Source organism: Methylocystis heyeri (genome assembly GCF_004802635.2).
In the GTDB taxonomy this organism is placed as follows: Bacteria; Pseudomonadota; Alphaproteobacteria; order Rhizobiales; family Beijerinckiaceae; genus Methylocystis; species Methylocystis heyeri.
Genome location: NZ_CP046052.1, coordinates 404501 through 421254, shown reverse-complemented (window position 1 = coordinate 421254; position 16754 = coordinate 404501). Strand labels below are relative to the sequence as shown.

Below are 16754 nucleotides of genomic sequence, written 5' to 3'. Positions count from 1 at the left end.
TCTCTACTTCATCACAGGCGGCTTCAAAGGCGCCTCGGTGCAAACGACGCGAGGAGAGTCCGTGCGCGCGTCGAAGTTTTCATTAGCCCAAACGACCTGGTTGGTAATCCAGGCTTGCAGCCACACAGCGAGCATGACCGCCTCTCGAAAAAGGAGAATAGCCGGCGCATCCCATGATAGGCGCCAACCCTTCGCAAAGGAAAGCAATGTCTCCGAGGCCAGCCAGAGACAAAGGGTCCCAGCCACGGCTGAAAACGGCGTCAAGCCGACCAGCGGCGCGGCCAGGGCTGCAGCTATAAGGGACGGAAAAGCCTGGCAAAACGGCTCCAGAAGAAAGGACAGCAGCACGTCCCCGCGCCTGATCACGCTCCAGCGAAGCTGGCGCTGGTAGACGTCCTTCATGCAGCGCCGCCCCAGATCCTGCCGCACCGCCCGGTGCGAAAAAACCGTCTTGAGCCCGATTCGCGCCAGGGCTTTGGCCATGGCGTTATCCTCGCCCACGGTATGCGAAATCGCGTGGAAGCCTCCCGCTCTGAGGAAATCGCTTCGGCGAAACAGCATGATTTTCCCGACCCCGAAGCCATGACCGAAAGCGGAGGCGAGATAAAGCATGCGCTGATGCGGGCCGTTGAGGATCGAGGCCTCGATGTGGGCCGCCAGGTTCTCCGCATTCGCCCCGTAAGGAATTGCACAGACGAGGCCGACCTGATCGGTCAGCTGCCGCAGGTGCTCGGCCAGGTCGCCCGGCGCCAGCACCGCATTGGCGTCCTTCATGAATATGACGTCGTTCGTCGCCTCCGTGAAAGGCGCGACGAGATTATTCACCTTGGGGCTTTTCGCGCCATTGGCCGTCGAGGCCAGAAAGCGCGTGGCGACCTCGGGGTGGCGCTCGAATATTCTCCGCATCTTTTGCGAGGCTTCCGACTGCGGGTCGACCGCGGAAGCCAGAGCCTCGAATTGGCGATAGCTCTGAGCGAGCACCGATTCCTGGGCGGTCTCGAAACTATCTTCGAGCAGCTTCACTGGAAGCACCACGGACACCGGCGGTTGTAACCGGTTTTTCGCGCGTCGTTCCGTCAGCCACGGCTGCATCACGGTCGCAATGCTGGAGAACGCCAGCAGAAGGACCGAGACAACCCAATGGAATGCGCCGAACCAGGTCAAAGCCTCGGAAAGCGAAAGGCCCTCGCCCAGGTTCATACAGCTTCTCTCTCGGTGGTCTGCGGGACATCCGCGCTGAAGCGCGCCATGACCGAGTCGACGAGTCGCGGCGGAAGAAAGGTGAAGAACCGCAACGCGGCATACATGAAAAGCGGAAAGGCGATGACCGGCTTGCGGCGCTCCAACCCGCGCAGGATGATCTCGGCGGCCTGCATGTCGCTCATGGCGCCCGGCTGCCAGGATTTGGTGCGGGCGGACATCGGAGTCTTCACGAAGCCCGGGATGATGAGGCTGACGTCGACGCCATGGGGCGCAAGGACGCCGCGCAGCGACTCGGCATAGGAGTGAACCGCCGCCTTGGTCGCGCAATAGGCCGGGGAATAAGGCAGCCCCCGGACCCCAGCCATGGAGCCGACCATGGCGATGGTCCCGGCGCCTCTCCTGGTCATGGGCAGAATCGCCGGCTCCACGGTGTTGAACACGCCCGCGACATTGATCGCCAGGATCGCCCGCACGGATTCGGTCGGCTCGAGAATCTGCCCCGGAGAGAGGCCCGTCGCGACGCCCGCATTGGCGAATAATATATCGATGGGCGCGCGGGCCAGCGCCGCTTCCACCGCGGCGAACATGCCGGACCGGTCCTGAACGTCGACGATCGCGGTGTCCGCAGCGGCGCCTTTTTCCCGGCATTCGCCGGCGACGGCTTCCAGACGATTGGCGTCCCGCCCCAGCAGGCTGAGCCGAGCGCCTTCCTCGGCGTATCGGAGCGCCAATGCGCGGCCGATGCCGCTCGACGCTCCGGTTATGAGAATGTGTTTTCCGCTCATTTTCTACATTCCGTTGGCGGCTGGCCGCAGCGTCGCTTCGGCGATGACCGCCGGCGCGCGCGACGCTCCATGGGCATGCAACCGGACCAGCACGCCATCCTGCAGCGACGACCGCACGACGCGGCCGGAAAGGGTTATTTTTTCACCGCGCAGCGCGGGCTGCACGAAGGTCCCGCCGAGCCGCACGACAAAGAGATCCTTTCGCCACGCCCGCAACATCGGCTCGAAGGCGGCGAGCAGCTTCATTCCCTGCACCGGAGGCGCCGAAAGCCCGATCGCCGCCGCGAGAGCGTCATCGAGATGGATCGGATTGTCGTCGCCGGATACCCTGGCGTAGCGAAGCAGCGATTCCGCATCGAACGGCCCGATCGCAACCTCTGGAAGACGTTCTCCGATCTCGGGCAGGCCGGTCGCCTCGCGCGCCGTCACGACGCCGTTTCCCGGCGCGGCACGAGACGCAGCAAGGTCTCGAAACTTCCGACGGGAGCGCCGTCGGGCGACGCGAGCGCCGCTCTTATGCGCAACCGCGGCGGCGATTGTTCGCGCGCCATCGAGACGACGAGATCATAATCGGCGTCGAACAGCACCGGACGATCATAAACGAAACTCTGCGATTCGTGCACCGGCAGGCTTTCGGCCTGCGCACAGGCTCGGGCGATCGCCGCATACACTCGAGGCTCGCTCAGCCAGACCGCCGGATAGGCCAGCGGCATGGCGGCGAGTTCTCCGGCGTTGTCCGTCTCTCGCGCAAATTCGGCGGCGCGGGCCCTGTCCACGCGCACCCGAAAAGGTTCGAGAGCAGTCGCCGACTCACGCTCCATCGCCCAACGCCCGTACGATCAGCACGGCGTTGATGCCGCCGAAAGCGAAGGAATTCGACATGGCCACGTCGATCTTGAGGGGACGCGCCACATTCGGGACGGCGTCGATCGGGCAGCGCGGATCCGCTTCGAGGAAATTGATGGTCGGAGGAGCCACCTGCTCCCGCAAGGCGTTGATGGTGATTGTAAGCTCGAGTCCACCGCCCGCTCCCAGCGCATGGCCATGCACGGGTTTTGTCGAGGACACCGGAACCCTGCGGCCGTAATCGTCTCCGAAGACGCGCAGGATCGCCTCCGATTCGGTGATGTCGTTGGCGTGCGTCGCAGTGCCGTGGGCGTTGATGTAATCGATGTCCTGCGGAGAAAGGCCGGCGTCTTCCAGCGCGAGAGCCATGGCGCTCGAGGCCCCGACCACGTCCGGCCGCACGGGATCCTTGGCGTCGCTGGTCGTGCCGTATCCCACCAGTTCGCACAACGGGCGATGTCCGCGCGCCAGCGCGGATTCCAGGGTCTCCAGAACGAAGACCGCGGCCCCTTCCCCGAGCGACATGCCGTTGCGTCCCGTGGAGAAGGGCCGGCAGAAATCGGGCGTCATCACGCGGAGCGCTTCCCAGGCCCGCATGGTTCCGTTGATGACGCAGGACTCGGAGCCGCCGACCAGAGCCCTGTCGGCGAGACCGACACGGATCATCTGCAGGCCGAGGCCGATCGACTGCGAGGCCGAGGAGCAGGCGCTGCCGATCGCGAAAGTCGGCCCGAGGCACCTGTAACGCATGCCGAGAGTCGCGGGGGCGGCGCTCGGAATCAGACGCGGAACGCTCAAAGGATCGGGACGAATGCCCTCGGCGTAGTACCGGCAGAGGCCGTTATCTATGGTGGTCATGCCGCCGATGCCGCTGCCGATGATCACCGCGGTGCGGGAGCCGCCGATATCGTCCCGGCCGTAACCGGCCTGCGCGACCGCCTCGTCCGCGGCTATGATGGCGTTTTGCGTGAAGGGATCGCAAAAAGGCAGCAGACTCGATTCGATATGGTCGGAAGCTTGGTATTGGGGCACCTGCGCCGCGATCCGGATTCGTCCGTCGTAGGGGCGCTCGGTCCTGAGCTCCCGCACCTGCGTCAAACCGTCGCGCGCCGCCCGCCAGAGCGCCCCGGCGCCCATGCCCGCCGCCGAAACCGCGCCCATGCCGGAGATGACAATTCTCTTTTGATTATCGCACCGATTGATCGAGGCGCCTTGCGCAGGCGCGGGGCTCTCGCCTGCTTGCGAAGCCGTCATATCAATTCTTCTCTCTTTCTTTAACGATATGGTCTGCGATGGCGTCTATCAGGGTTTTGACGTCCCTGGCTTCCTGAAGCGACCCGTCCATCGGGATGTAGACGTTGAATTTTTCTTCCAGCGCCGTGAGAATCATCACGATGTCCACGGATTTCAGGTCAAGGCTTTCGATCGTAGCGTCCGGGGTGACTTTCGACCGATCGATCATGCCCTCGGCGGCGATGACCTCGATAATCTCGTCGACCAGTTTCGCCTTGTCCTTTGGATTCTCAGTCACATTCACCTCCGTATCGGGGTCTGCGGCTATCAGGCTGGAGAACGCCGACTTCGGTTCGACCGCCGCCTTGTCGTCGGCGAGCGCCACCGGCGCGTTCGTTAGACCTGAAGCGAGTTCAGTCGCCCGGCGCCCTGGACCGTAACCTTGGTTACGGCGTTTGAAGGCGAAAATAAAGCCCACCCCCTCCCCAGACCTGAATGGTGTGGCTACAAGACGCGCTTCGTGCCAAATAGCGGCCGGGAACGACCATGATCGAGTGAGGACGATGACATTACAAGACCAGCCCTTGGCCTCTGTTTTTCCACAGGCGAACGAAGATCAATGGCGCAAGGCCGTCGAACGCGCCCTCAAGGGCGGCTCGTTCGAAAAGCTGGTGTCTAAGACCTATGACGGCGCGGAAATGGCGCCGCTTTATAACCGCGTGGCGAATCCGGGGCCGCGGGCCCTGCGCCAGAACCCCGGCCCCTGGTCGGTTCTCGCCCGCGTCGATCTGTCCGATCCGGAAGCGGCCAACGCGCAGGCGCTCGAAGACCTGGAAAACGGAGCCGCCGGCCTGCATCTGGTCTTCCCCGGCGGCCAGGGGGCCTACGGAACCGCGATCGCCGACGACGGGGACCCGACCCTGGCGGCGATCCTCGAAAAGATTCGCCTCGATTACGGCATCCCGCTCCTCATGGAGGATTCGCCGCGCGCGCCGAACGCCGCCGACGCGATCATACGGTTGCTCGACCGGAATCACATCGAGCCCTCGATCACCCGCGTCTCCTTCGGATTCGACCCGCTCGGGGCCCTTGCGCGCCATGGCTTCCTCCCGACGCCCTGGAGCGAGGAGCGCAAGAGCTTCGCCGAGCGCGTCAAACGCGTCGCCGGAGCCGGATTCGCCTACGGCGCGGTCGCGGCCGACGCCCGCATCGTGCATGCGGCCGGCGGAACCGAAGCCCAGGAACTCGGTTTCGTCCTGAGCGCCGCCCTCGCCTATCTGCGCGCCCTCGCCGACGCCGGCCTCGACATCGAGACCGCGCGCAAGCTGCTGGTCTTCCGGCTCGCCGCCGACGCCGACGAATTCCTCGGCGTAGCGAAATTCCGCGCTCTTCGCCGGCTTTGGGAGCGCGTCGAGGAGGCTTGCGGCCTCGAGCCCGCCCCGGCGCTGGTCCATTCCGAGACCGCCTGGCGGATGACCACCCGCAGCGATCCCTGGAACAATCTGCTGCGCGCGACCATCGCGGTCTTTTCCGCCGCCACGGGTGGAGCCGACGCCATTACCGTGCTGCCCTTCACCCAGGCGCTGGGCGCTCCCGACGCCTTCGCTCGCCGGCTGGCGCGCGACACCCAGCTCGTTTTGCAGGACGAGTCCTATATTCACGTGGTCGACGATCCGGCCGGCGGCGCCGGCGGTTTCGAGGCTCTGACCGACACGCTGTGCGAGCGCGCCTGGACGGCGTTTCAGGAGATCGAAGCCGCGGGTGGATTGCCGAGCGCCCTCGAAAGCGGCGCCTTCCAGGCCAAAGCGGCGGAAGCGTTCGGGCAACGGGCCAGGAACGTCGCTCGCGCCAAAGACAAGATCACCGGCTCCAACGAATTCCCAAATATCCACGAAGCTGCGCTCAGCGTCGTCGCGCCCTTCTCGGCCGAAGCTTCGGAAGCCGCCGCGCCACAGGGGGCTCCGCGCTCGCCGCTCCTCGCGCCGAGGCGGCTTTCGGAACCATTCGAACGCCTGCGGGACGCCTCCGACGCCCATCTCGCGGCGACGGGCGCCCGCCCGCGGGTGTTTCTCGCCACGCTCGGGCCGGTCGCCGCTTTCACGGCGCGGGCCAATTTCGCCAAGAACTTCTTCGAGGCTGGAGGCGTAGAGGCGACCTTCGGCCCCGAGACCGAAGACAGCGCCGAAATCGTTCGCGCATATCGCGAGAGCGGCGCGAAACTCGCTTGCCTTTGCTCGTCGGACAGGATTTATTGCGATGCAGCAGCTCCCGTCGCCATCGCCCTCAACGGCGCCGGAGCCAAGCTTTATCTCGCAGGGCGGCCCGGCGAGATGGAGGAAGCGTTCCGTAAGGCGGGCGTATCCCATTTCATCTTCGCCGGCTGCGACATGTACGACATGTTGCAACGCGCTATCGAGGAAGCCAAATGAAGCAGTTGATCGTGCTTGCGCTGGCGGCCGCCGTCGTTTCGGCGCCGGCGGCGGCGCAGCCGAACAAAACGCGGGTGGCGCGATCCGCTCCATCCGAAGCCGCCAACTATGACGGTCCCTGGACCATCGAGGCCACGACGACCGTAGGCAATTGCTCCGCCCTGGTCCCCGGCTCTCTCACCATCCAGGCGAATCGGGTGGCTTCGGCCGCCGGCCTCTCGGCCGAGCCCTGGGGCTATGTCGAAAACGACGGAACCTTCGTCGCCCGCTTCTCCGATGCGAACGGCCATCTGGCCCGCGCCAATGGCAGGCTCAGCGCGGCCGGCGGCAGCGGCGCCTGGTCCAGCTCGACGGACATGTGCGGCGGCACATGGCGCGCGCGTCGCGCCGGCGGGGATCGCGCTTCCCGATAGAGGTCTCCGGCCGACCCGTTCGGGAACGGCCTCTCCAGAAAATCAGTCCCCTTGCCCTGAGCCCCTGCGGCGGGCGCGGTCGTTTATGGCGACCGCGCAACCTGCCGAAGGCGCTCGCTATTGCTCGTCGTCGCGCGGATCGAGCCTGTTGCCCGACTGGGTGTTCTGGGCCACGGGACGCCCCTGCTGGGCCGCGGCGCTGGGAGCGCCGCCAAAGCCGTCCTTCAGATAGATATCCTCGCGGAACTGGGTCACGCCGTCGGGACCTCCCCAGGCGGTGACATAGACCCAATAGACCGGGACAGCCGGTTCGAGCTTCACGTCGACGCGCTCGCCGGAGCGAATGACTTCGTCGATGTGGTCGCGGTCCCAACCCGGATTTTCCTTCAGCAGCCAGGCGACATAGTCGCGCACGTTCTGAAGGCGTATGCACCCCGACGAAACAAAGCGGAAATCGTCGCCGAACACGCCCTTGGCCGGAGTATCGTGCATATAGACGCCATAGGGGTTGGCGATGTCGATGCGCACGACGCCGAGCGAATTGAAGTCTCCGCCCGTGTCCTGGCGGAAACGATAATTGAGCGCCTCCATCGAGCGCCAATTGATCTGCTCGGGCTGCAGTTCCTGATTGTCCTTATTGTAGACGCGGATATGGTTGTCGTGCAGATAATTGGGGTCCGCCTGCATCTTGGGGATGAGATCCTTGCGGATCACAGACGCCGGCACGGTCCAGAACGGATTGAAATTGATCTGGATCGCCTTGGTCTGCATGACCGGCGACTGGCGGTCGATCTTCCCCACTCCGGCGATATGGTGGGTCACGACGGCGCCGTTCTCGACCGTCTCGACCGAAGCCGCCGGAATATTGGCGGTCACGTAACGATTGCCGAGGTCGCGGGAAAAACTGCGCAGGCGAACCAGGTTGATTTCGAGCTGGCGAAGCCGGGTTTCGGCGGACACATTGAGGGCGGCGGCCGTCTGCTGGTTGACGACGCCCGTTTCACTGATTCCGTGACGGGCCTGAAAGCGGCGGATCCCGGCCTCGACATAGGAATCGAACACGGGACTGCCGCCGGTTTCCGAGCCGATGTCGCCGGAGACGATCAGCCGGCGGCGCAGCGCGACCACCGCCGGGCCGCTCGAGCCGAGGCGAAGCTGCTGCCCGGACGGGACCGTGGGCCAACCGCCGCTCGCGACGATCTGCTGATAACGCTGGATGGCCTCCTCGGTGGCCGCGACGGTCTGCGGCGAGAGGATGGGCGTCGTCGACCGCGACACCGTAAGGCGCTCGGCCGCGTCGTAGCGCTGGGCCCACTCGGCCTGCCCGTCATAGGGATCCGATGAGGCGGCGCGGGCTGGCGGCGCCAGGGAGATCAGCGCAGCCGCTCCGCATGCCAGAGCGGGGGCGGAAAGGCGACAGGTTTTCATAACGAGCAAGGGACAGCTCCGATTGCGCATGCTTTCACAAAGAAATGGCGCGCCGCACGCCGCGCGCGGTCGCCGTGTTCCAATTAGAAGTGCATTTTTGAGTTAACAACGCCCCAATAGTCCGGCTATTTTGTGACAGCCGGCGCCAAATCGGCCCGGAAACGGCCTGGCCCGATTTTCGAGTTCCCGGCGCAAGACGCGCGGGCGGCGCTTCGAGCGCCCGGGCGCTCACTCGATCCTGCGCCAGCCGTCCATGCTCAGCCGCTCCTGGGGCAGAAAGCGGGCTTTGTAATCCATTTTGGGTGACCCCTCGACCCAATAGCCGAGATAGAGGTGCTCGAGGTCGAGCTCCCGGGTCCGGGCCATATGGTCGAGAATCATGAAGGCGCCGAGCGAACGCCGTTCGAACTGCGGCTCGTAGAAGGAATAGACCATCGACAATCCATCGGCGAGATGGTCGGTGAGGCAGGTGGCCGCCAGCCTGCCCGTGTCATCGCGGTATTCCAGCATCCGCGTCTCTACATGGCTGTCCTCGACCATCATCTGAAAGTCGGAAAAGCCCATGTCCGCCATGCCGCCGTCGTAATGGCGGGCTTCGACATAGGCGCGGAACAGCCGATATTGCTCAGCCGTCGCGCGGGGCGGCCGGGCTTCCCCGACGAGGTTTTCATTACGCTTGAGGACGCGCCGGAACCCGCGCGACAGAGCGAAGTCGTTCGCCTTCACCCGGACGGAGACGCAACGCCTGCAGGATTCGCAGGCCGGCCGATAGGCGATCGTCTGGGAACGCCGGAAACCGGACTGGGTCAAAGTGTCGTTCAGGGCCACGGCCCGGCGGCCGATGAGATGGGTGAAAACCTTGCGTTCGTCGCGGCCGGGCAGATAAGGGCATGGCGTCGGCGCCGTGAGATAGAACTGCGGCGCGTCCCGAAGCTCTCTGGTCACGTGGCTTTAGTCCTTTTCGATCCGATCGGCGCCTTCGAAGTCCGGGCGGAAGCCGATCCGCGTGTCCGCCCGGCGAAGCACTATTACATCGGCCAGAATATCATGCAGGCAACGCTTGTCAGAGGTTATGAAGGAGACCAGCAACAAAGGCGGCGCGAGCGTGGTGACGTAAAACAGCACGGCATGGACCGCCGCGTTGATGAAGGGAACCGGCCGCCCCTCCATAGTGCGCACCTCGAGATCCACGAGACGCATTCCCGGGGTCGCCATCCGCCAGCCCGACACGGTCAAACCGTTGTAAAAAAAGGCGACGAGCGGGAATATCGGCGGCAGCAGTATGGCCGTCATGCCGAAGCTCAGCAACAGGAGGCCTGTAAACAGCAGCGCCGACAGGAATGAGACGATCAGGAAATCGAGCGCCACCGCGGTGATGCGCCGGGTGCGCACCCCCTCCAGCGCTGCGCGCGGAATGCGCGGCCCTATGTTCTCGACGGGGCGAGGTTGAAGCCCATCGCTGCGACTCATTTATGACCGCCTCTTTTGCTCGACGACGCAAATGTCGTCGACTGCGACAAGCTTTTCAAGCGGGTTGGTTGGGCGAATGGGGTCTTGGACGAGCAATCGGGGCGGATGGAGAGGTGGATAACGGGAATTCCCGCGCAAGCGGCTTGACGGCGCGCGCGCGCCCGTTGCATGCCTCAAACGGAATCATCCCGCCGAGGGCGTAGCCCCTCGGCCCTCACACGCGCTGCGAGCCATGCGCTCCGCGCGCAACCCCCCGGGAACCGCCGATGGACAACAATCTGGTCGATGGAGGCCATCTCAAGGCCTTCATCGAACGCATCGAAAAGCTCGAAGAAGAGAAGCGGGCGATCGCCGACGACATCAAGGATGTCTATGGCGAGGCCAAAGGCACCGGCTTCGACCCCAAGATCATCCGCAAGATCGTTTCGCTGCGCCGCCAGGACAAGAGCAAGCGCGAGGAAGAAGAAGAGATCCTGGGACTCTATCTCGCCGCCCTCGGCATGGAGTAATTGGGGCCTGGCATGAAGTCTGGAGCGCGTTTCAACGCGAAGGCGCATCCTCTTTTGCGGATGCGCTCCAGGGCTCCCGGTAAGCGCGCGTTAACCATAAGTCCTTATCGCTGATGATCGTAGCCGCCCCCTGGATCGGCTCGACGTCTGCGCGAGGATAGATTGCCGCCCCGGAGAGTTTACAGCCGAGCAGCTGCGCCCTTTGCGCTCGCCATCGCCATGGCGTTCGCGGCGCGCGCTCTGGCGCAGACTTTCCCCAGCCAATCGCCGCCCAGCCAATCGCCGCCGCCGCTCTCGACCTCCGACGGCCGCGCGCCGCGCCTGCGGGACGATTCCTCCATCGACGTCGACCAGATGCGCAGCGGGCTGAGAGGCGCGGACAGCCAATCCCAAGGCTCGAATTACGGCGCGCCGCTTCCCAAAACCAAGCTGCCGAAGCGCTATCCTCCCGCGCGCACCCATGCGGGCGCGCCCCGCCAGCCCAAAAATCCGCTGCCGGCGCTGGAAGCCTACAAGTCCTCGGCCGTGGCGCGGCGCCTCGCCCGAATGCGCCGCAAGGAGGGCGACCCCGCGCCCGAAATCCCGCCGACCGTCGCGGCGCCCCAGACCATCAGGGCGAAGGCGAGGCCCAAGGTCGAAACCAATCCCTATGATCCGGTCGGCATCGGGATCGGCTCGCTTCGCCTGACGCCTTTCATCGAAACCTCGACCGGCTACGACAGCAACCCGGATCGGCTTTCCTCGACCTCCAATCCGACCGGTTCGAAGTTGTTCCGGGCGGACGCCGGCTTCAAACTGCGCTCAGACTGGGCGCGGGACGATTTCCAGGCCGACATGCGCTTGGGTTATGCGGATTATTTCGATTACCAGCAGGCCAATCGGCCCGACGGCGCCGGCGCATTCTCGGGCCGCTACGAAATCACCAGGGACACCTCCTTCGTCACGGCCGGGCGGTTCACGCTCGACACCCAGAGACCCGGCGCGCCGGCTATTTCCTCCGGGCTGCCTAACGTCACCGTGATCAATCGTCCCATCATCTTCTCGGTGGGCACGAGCGACGGCGTGACTCAGAAATTCAACCGGCTGGAGGTGACGCTGCGCGGCTCCTTCGACCGGACCATGTATCAGGACGCCTATTACAGCGACGGCACCAGCCTCGATCTCGTCAGCACCGACTTCAACGACTACGGCGTCTCCGGCAGGGTGGCCTATGAAGTGTCGCCGGCCCTGAAGCCTTTCGCCGAAGCGACCTACGACACCCGCATTCACGACGCCTACAGGGACCCGTGGGGCTATGCGCGCGACAGCGATGGCGTCGCGGCGCGGGCGGGCGCGGAAATCAAGATCAGCGACCTCCTGCGCGGCGAGTCCTCCGGCGGATACGCCGAGCGCAGCTACAAGGACATCCGCCTGCCGCAACTGCGCGGCCCGACGGTCGACGCCGCCCTGATCTACACCCCGACCCCGCTCACGACCGCGACGCTGCGGATCGCGACGACGCTCAACGAAACGACGGTGCAAAACGCCTCCGGCGCCCTGACCCACACCGTCACGGGACAGCTCTCCCACGACCTGCTGCGCAACCTGACCGTCTCGGCGGTCGGCAGCTATTTCACCAACAATTACCAGGGCGCGGATATCCTGGAAAAAGGCTACACCGCGGGCGTGAAGCTGGAATACAAGATCACGCGATCGGTGGCCGTGAAGGCGAGCTATTCCCACGAGCGGCTGACGAGCAATACGGCGGGCGACGATTACACCGCAAATGTATTTCTCGTGGGGCTGCGGATACAGGAATAGCGAAGTTTCCGCCGGCGGAGAGAAGACGCAAGCATGTGGATGATGCTGGTATTCACGGCGAACAGCCTGCTGAACTTCGTGGTCAGCCTGCTCGTCGCGAAGTTCCTCGGCCCCGCCGAATATGGCCGCTTCACCGTCGCGCTCGCGGCGTCGGTCATTTTGGAGCTGCTCTGTTTCGACTGGCTTCGGCTCGCCGCCACCAGATTCTACTCCCAGCGCGACCAGGCCGAAAAGCCGCAGGTCCGCGCCACGCTGGATCGCGCTTTCGTCTGGATCGGGCTTGCGGCCAGCGCGGCGTCGATCGGCGCATTCTTCATCGGACCCGACCTCCCGCTCTCGCCCGACCTCGTCTCTCTGGCGATAGGCGTGGCGATAACCAACGGCATGTTCGATTTTTCCTGCGCCCTGCTCCGCTCGCGCTTTCTCGATCGCCCTTACGGCGTCCTCGTCATCGTCAAGAACATATTGGCGTTCCTCCTGACCGTCGGCGGGGCCTTCGCGCTCGGCTCCGCGCGCATCGCCCTGCTGGGCCTCATGGTCAGCGCGGCGGGCTCGCTCGTGGCGGCGAGAGAGGGCCTCATCGATCCCAATGCGCGCAGGGCGGCGCCGGACCGGGCGCTGGCGCTGAGGTTCCTCGGCTACGGATTGCCCATCATCGCCGCGAATATCCTTTATCAGTCGACGCCGCTGCTCAACCGGGTCGTGGTTTCGCAGTCCCTCGGATTCGCCGAGGCCGGCCAGCTCTCGCTCGCTTTCGAGATCGGCGTGCGCATCGTGGGAGCGATCGGCTCCGCGCTGGACGTGATCCTGTTCCAGATTGCGGTTCGCGCGGAAAAAACCATCGGCGCCCAGGGCGCGCGCGCCCAGGTCTCGCGCAATATGGGGGTCGTTTTCGCCATCGTCGTCCCGGCGGTGCTGGGGTGCTGGCTCATTCTTCCGAGCTTCGAAAGCCTTTTCGTACCCCAGAACTACCGCGGGCCCTTCGCCCATTACTTCACGCTGATGGCCCCCGCCCTGGCCGCCTTCGCTCTGATCAACTACGCTCTCAATCCGGCCTATCAGATCTCGCACCGGTTGGCGCCGCTCATCATCGGCGCCCTGTTCGCGGTGCTCGTCAATCTGCTCGCGATCGAATTCCTGCCCTCCGGCGCCGACGCCGCCAAATTCGCCCTGGCCCAGTCGCTGTCCAGCCTCGCCGGAATGCTCGCCCTGTTTCTCATGCTGTTCCTGCTCGAGCCGATGTGGCCGCGGGCGCGGGACGTTCTCGGGACCTTATTCGCCAGCGCGCTCATGCTGGCCGCAGCGCTGCCACTGCGCGCGCTGACGCCGGGGCCGCTCGCAATGGGCGCGCAGATCGCCGTAGGAGCCGCGGTATACCTTGCGACCGCAGCGGCGCTCGATCTCGCAGGCCTGCGGACCCTGCTTCTCTACCGCCCGCGAGTTTCGGCGCGCGCCGATTGTTGACCCGCCTGTCGTCGACTCGCAATGCGGCGGGGCTGTTTGTGAACCAGTTTCGTGTTTTCCTGGCGCAGACGGAGGGGAAAGCCCAATGCAAGCCGACTCGCAGGAGGAGACGCTACGCTATCTCGCCGCGCTCGACGGGCCGAGCGAGATCGCCGAGACCCATATTTCCCGCGTGATCCTGGGCCGGAGCCGGGCGTTCAAACTCAAACGCGCCGTGGTCTTTCCCTATCTCGATTTCTCCACGCCGCAGAAGCGCCTCGAAATGTGCGAGCGGGAAGCCGCCCTGAATCAGCGCCTCGCTCCCAGACTTTACCTCGGCGCAAGGCGCATCACGCGCTCCAGCTCCGGCGAGCTCGAACTCGACGGCCCCGGCGAGCTCGTGGACGCCATGGTGGAGATGCGCCGTTTCGACTCCGCCGCTTCCTTCAGCCGCATGGCCGCGGCCGGCGCGCTCAGCCGCGATTTGATCGAGAGGCTGGCCCGGCGGCTGGCCGCTTTCCACGACAAGGCGGAGATCGTCGCCCGGTCGGGCGGAGCTCAAGCCATGGCCGGGGTTCTCGGCCTGGCGGAAGCCAGCCTGCGCGAGACGCCGCCGGCTCCGCGACCGGCGGTCGACGCCCATCTCGCCCGCCTGGGCGCGTTGCTGGAGCGGTTTTCCCCGCTTCTCGACGCACGCCACTCTCAGGGCAAGACCCGGCTCTGCCATGGCGACCTGACCCTCGCCAACATATGCGTGTTCGAGGGAGAGCCAACGCCTTTCGACTGTCTGGAATTCTCGGACGAACTCGCCTCCGTCGACGTGCTTTACGATCTGGCCTTTCTGCTGATGGATCTCTGGCGCGTGGGGCTCCCCTTGTTGGCCAATCTCGCGCTCAACCGCTATCTGGACCGGCGCGACGAGACCGACGGGCTTCCCCTCCTGCCCTTATTCTGCTCGCTGAGGGCGACCATCCGCGCCTATGTGGCCGCGGAACAAAACCGGCCGGCCGAGGCCGGCGACTATTTTCGTCTCGCCCAGAGCCTCGCAGGCGACGGCTCGCCGCGGCTGGTGGCGATCGGCGGATATAGCGGCTCCGGCAAATCGAGCGCCGCGGCGGAACTGGCGCCTTCGATCGGGGCGGCGCCCGGCGCGCGAACCATCAACAGCGACCGGCTGCGCAAAAGCCTGTTCGGCGCCGAGCCGGCGCAGCGGCTGCCCCCCGAGGCTTACGCCAGCGAGGTTTCGGCGCGCGTCTACAAGATGATGATGGAACAGGCGGCGAGCGTTACAAAAGCGGGCTGGCCCGCGGTGGTCGACGCCGTATTCGACCGGCCCGATAGCCGGCAGGAGATCGAACAGGTCGCGCAAGACGCCGGCGCGCCCTTTGATGGGTTCTGGCTCGAAGCCGATCTTGGAGCCCGCATCGCGCGCGTCGGCGCCCGCCAGGGCGATCCCTCCGACGCGACGCAGGAAGTGCTGGAAGCGCAGATGCACAAGGACTCCGGCGACATCGGCTGGAGGCGCGTCGACGCCGAGCGGGATCTTGGCGCGGTGGTCGAAGAACTCGGGCGCCTCGTCTCGAGCTGACGGACGCTAAAGCATGTTGGAGCGCGTTCTACGCTTTCGGGTTTGGATACTCGGGCCGGCGTCGCGCCCCGACCGAAGAGCCCTGCTGCATCAGTTGGGCGAAACCGGTGTGAGCGTCCCGCTGTTGCCGCCATTGCCGCTGATCACATTGTCGCCATAGGTTTGAACCACTGCCGGGGAGACGATATTGTAGCCTTGTGTGTTCGAGGTGATGGTCGAATGGCGCAGGGCCACGACAGCGCTGGCGCCGGAGGCGAAAAGTCCATCGTTGTTGCGGGAAATGAGCGTGTCGGCGATGGTGAGATGTTGAGCGCCGAGGAAGGCCGCATTGACGCCAGCTAAAGAGTTACCCACAATCCTGACGTTGTTGAGGTCGCCGCTCACCGAGTAGGGGCCGATCCCGTCGGTGCCAACGCCCTGGATGCTGTTCTGGACGAGCGTATCCATGATCGAAAAGTTCACGTTTCCAGTGGAAGCGTTGATATAGACGCCGTAACGGCTAAAATTCATCACCGTGCAGCTTGCGATCGTGACATTGCCGGGGCCGAGGACAGTGACGCCGTTGTAGGCTCCGTTGACGCCGTCGAGGGTCAGGCCCTTGAGCAGAACGGCGCCAAGGGTGTTGACGGTGATGGTGGTCTGGTTGGCCGGCGCCCCGGTTCCGGCCGTGCCCGCGCTGTCGTTGACGACCGACACCGATTTAGTGATGTTCAGCGGCCCGTAGTTGCCGGAGTCGCGCACCAGAATGTCGCCGCCGTTGGCGCCGAGAATATTGTCGTGGGCATATTGGAAGGTGCGACAGGGCGAGGTCACTATTCCACAGCCGGAGACATCCTGTCCCGCTGCGGAAACCCAGGCCGAAATGCCGGCTCCGGCCTGAACCGGCGCGCAAAGGCCGATGGTGGCGGCGATCGCAGCCAGGGCCGCGCAAGCCTTCAATCCGAACATCAAAACACTCCCCTGCTATGCCCGGGCTCGAACCAAGCCGGCTTAAGCATGGCCTTTGTTCGCTTGCTGGTCGATGTCATAAAACGTCACAGCAGTTCTGACTCTCGTAGGCGAAGAATAAGCAGCAGCGGGGGTCGTCGGCGTTAATCGTCGCGGCGAAGGGCTCGCGCCGGGTTCCGGCGCCCGCCGCTGCCCTGCAAGATGCTAGAAAAACAGCTCTTTCTTCAGATAAATCCGCGCCGCGCCGGGAGGAAAATTCTCGATTCCGCCGCAGCGCGCAAAGCCGCAGCTCTCATAAAAACGGGCCGCGCTTTCCTCGAATGTATCGAGATATATCCCGACGCACTCTCTCGCCCTGGCGAGAGCCTCGACCTGCGCCATGAGCCGGCGCCCGAGGCCCCGCCGCCGCCATTCCGGGGCCACGAAAAAATGCCTGACATAGAGCCATCGCCAATGGGATTGACCATTCGCTCCGCCGATGAAAACGCCCTGCTGGTCGCTCGCCAGAATCGAAAAGGGCCGCTCGTCGCGCGGTCCGAATTTCGGAGCGATCTCCGCCGCCAGCAACACCGCGACAAAAGGGGACTCGCCCGCTTCGTCGATCTGAAAGCTGAACTGAAGCGTCGGCTGGTCAAACCCTTCGTCGCAAGCCATATGAA

17 protein-coding genes are annotated in these 16754 nt (G+C 64.8%); 6 read left to right on the top strand and 11 right to left on the bottom strand.

All coding sequences use genetic code 11. From position 1 onward, the window contains the following. Positions 1-3: 3 nt before the first annotated feature. From H2LOC_RS01830 to H2LOC_RS01805, 6 genes are read right to left on the bottom strand one after another with little or no spacing between them, the layout of a single operon-like run. Positions 4-1200, bottom strand: a complete 1197-nt coding sequence (locus H2LOC_RS01830) for a glycosyltransferase (RefSeq protein ID WP_136494831.1) — start codon at positions 1198-1200, stop codon at positions 4-6. After that, on the bottom strand, positions 1197-1988 hold the full coding sequence (locus H2LOC_RS01825; protein WP_136494830.1) for an SDR family NAD(P)-dependent oxidoreductase: 792 nt from the start codon (positions 1986-1988) through the stop codon (positions 1197-1199). Before H2LOC_RS01825 ends, H2LOC_RS01830 begins: the two co-directional genes overlap by 4 nt. A 3-nt stretch (positions 1989-1991) precedes the next feature. Then, on the bottom strand, positions 1992-2417 hold the full coding sequence (locus H2LOC_RS01820) for a MaoC family dehydratase (RefSeq protein WP_246206945.1): 426 nt from the start codon (positions 2415-2417) through the stop codon (positions 1992-1994). Then, entirely contained in the window at positions 2414-2809 is a 396-nt protein-coding gene (locus H2LOC_RS01815; RefSeq protein WP_136494829.1) for a hypothetical protein, read from the bottom strand. Before H2LOC_RS01815 ends, H2LOC_RS01820 begins: the two co-directional genes overlap by 4 nt. After that, complete coding sequence (locus H2LOC_RS01810) at positions 2799-4088, bottom strand: beta-ketoacyl-[acyl-carrier-protein] synthase family protein (protein ID WP_136494828.1); 1290 nt, start codon at positions 4086-4088, stop codon at positions 2799-2801. Before H2LOC_RS01810 ends, H2LOC_RS01815 begins: the two co-directional genes overlap by 11 nt. Position 4089: 1 nt before the next feature. After that, positions 4090-4452, bottom strand: a complete 363-nt coding sequence (locus H2LOC_RS01805) for an acyl carrier protein (RefSeq protein ID WP_246206944.1) — start codon at positions 4450-4452, stop codon at positions 4090-4092. A gap of 178 nt (positions 4453-4630) precedes the next feature. Between H2LOC_RS01805 and H2LOC_RS01800 the strand changes: the two genes are divergently transcribed. Beyond that, positions 4631-6496, top strand: coding sequence for a methylmalonyl-CoA mutase family protein (locus H2LOC_RS01800; RefSeq protein ID WP_154331541.1), 1866 nt, complete (start codon positions 4631-4633; stop codon positions 6494-6496). Continuing rightward, on the top strand, positions 6493-6909 hold the full coding sequence (locus H2LOC_RS01795) for a hypothetical protein (protein WP_154331540.1): 417 nt from the start codon (positions 6493-6495) through the stop codon (positions 6907-6909). Before H2LOC_RS01800 ends, H2LOC_RS01795 begins: the two co-directional genes overlap by 4 nt. 117 nt (positions 6910-7026) lie before the next feature. Here the strand turns inward: H2LOC_RS01795 and H2LOC_RS01790 are convergent, their stop codons facing one another. From H2LOC_RS01790 to H2LOC_RS01780, 3 genes are all read right to left on the bottom strand, one after another. Next, positions 7027-8337: a L,D-transpeptidase family protein gene (locus H2LOC_RS01790; protein WP_154331744.1), complete on the bottom strand. Its 1311-nt coding sequence runs from the start codon at positions 8335-8337 to the stop codon at positions 7027-7029. A 228-nt stretch (positions 8338-8565) separates the two neighbouring features. After that, entirely contained in the window at positions 8566-9282 is a 717-nt protein-coding gene (locus tag H2LOC_RS01785) for an arginyltransferase (protein WP_136494827.1), read from the bottom strand. A gap of 6 nt (positions 9283-9288) precedes the next feature. Next, the gene (locus H2LOC_RS01780; RefSeq protein ID WP_136494826.1) at positions 9289-9807 is read right to left on the bottom strand and encodes an RDD family protein; all 519 of its coding nucleotides are present in this window, start codon (positions 9805-9807) and stop codon (positions 9289-9291) included. Positions 9808-10073: 266 nt separating this feature from the next. Here H2LOC_RS01780 and H2LOC_RS01775 point away from each other — a divergent pair, with 266 nt between their 5' ends. From H2LOC_RS01775 to H2LOC_RS01760, 4 genes are all read left to right on the top strand, one after another. After that, complete coding sequence (locus H2LOC_RS01775; protein WP_136494825.1) at positions 10074-10316, top strand: DUF2312 domain-containing protein; 243 nt, start codon at positions 10074-10076, stop codon at positions 10314-10316. Positions 10317-10478: 162 nt separating this feature from the next. Beyond that, positions 10479-12116 carry an outer membrane beta-barrel protein gene (locus H2LOC_RS01770; protein ID WP_246206943.1) on the top strand — a complete coding sequence of 546 codons (1638 nt, stop codon included), beginning with the start codon at positions 10479-10481 and terminating at the stop codon, positions 12114-12116. A gap of 33 nt (positions 12117-12149) precedes the next feature. Continuing rightward, entirely contained in the window at positions 12150-13580 is a 1431-nt protein-coding gene (locus tag H2LOC_RS01765; protein ID WP_136494824.1) for a lipopolysaccharide biosynthesis protein, read from the top strand. Between the two features lie 85 nt (positions 13581-13665). Continuing rightward, positions 13666-15147: a bifunctional aminoglycoside phosphotransferase/ATP-binding protein gene (locus tag H2LOC_RS01760; protein ID WP_136494823.1), complete on the top strand. Its 1482-nt coding sequence runs from the start codon at positions 13666-13668 to the stop codon at positions 15145-15147. Between the two features lie 90 nt (positions 15148-15237). Here H2LOC_RS01760 and H2LOC_RS01755 read toward each other — a convergent pair whose 3' ends face one another. Both H2LOC_RS01755 and H2LOC_RS01750 read right to left on the bottom strand, forming a co-directional pair. Further along, a complete protein-coding gene (locus tag H2LOC_RS01755; RefSeq protein ID WP_136494822.1) occupies positions 15238-16095 on the bottom strand; it encodes a right-handed parallel beta-helix repeat-containing protein in 858 nt (285 codons plus the stop codon). 204 nt (positions 16096-16299) lie between these two features. Then, a complete protein-coding gene (locus H2LOC_RS01750) occupies positions 16300-16749 on the bottom strand; it encodes a GNAT family N-acetyltransferase (RefSeq protein ID WP_136494821.1) in 450 nt (149 codons plus the stop codon). Between the last annotated feature and the right edge of the window lie 5 nt (positions 16750-16754).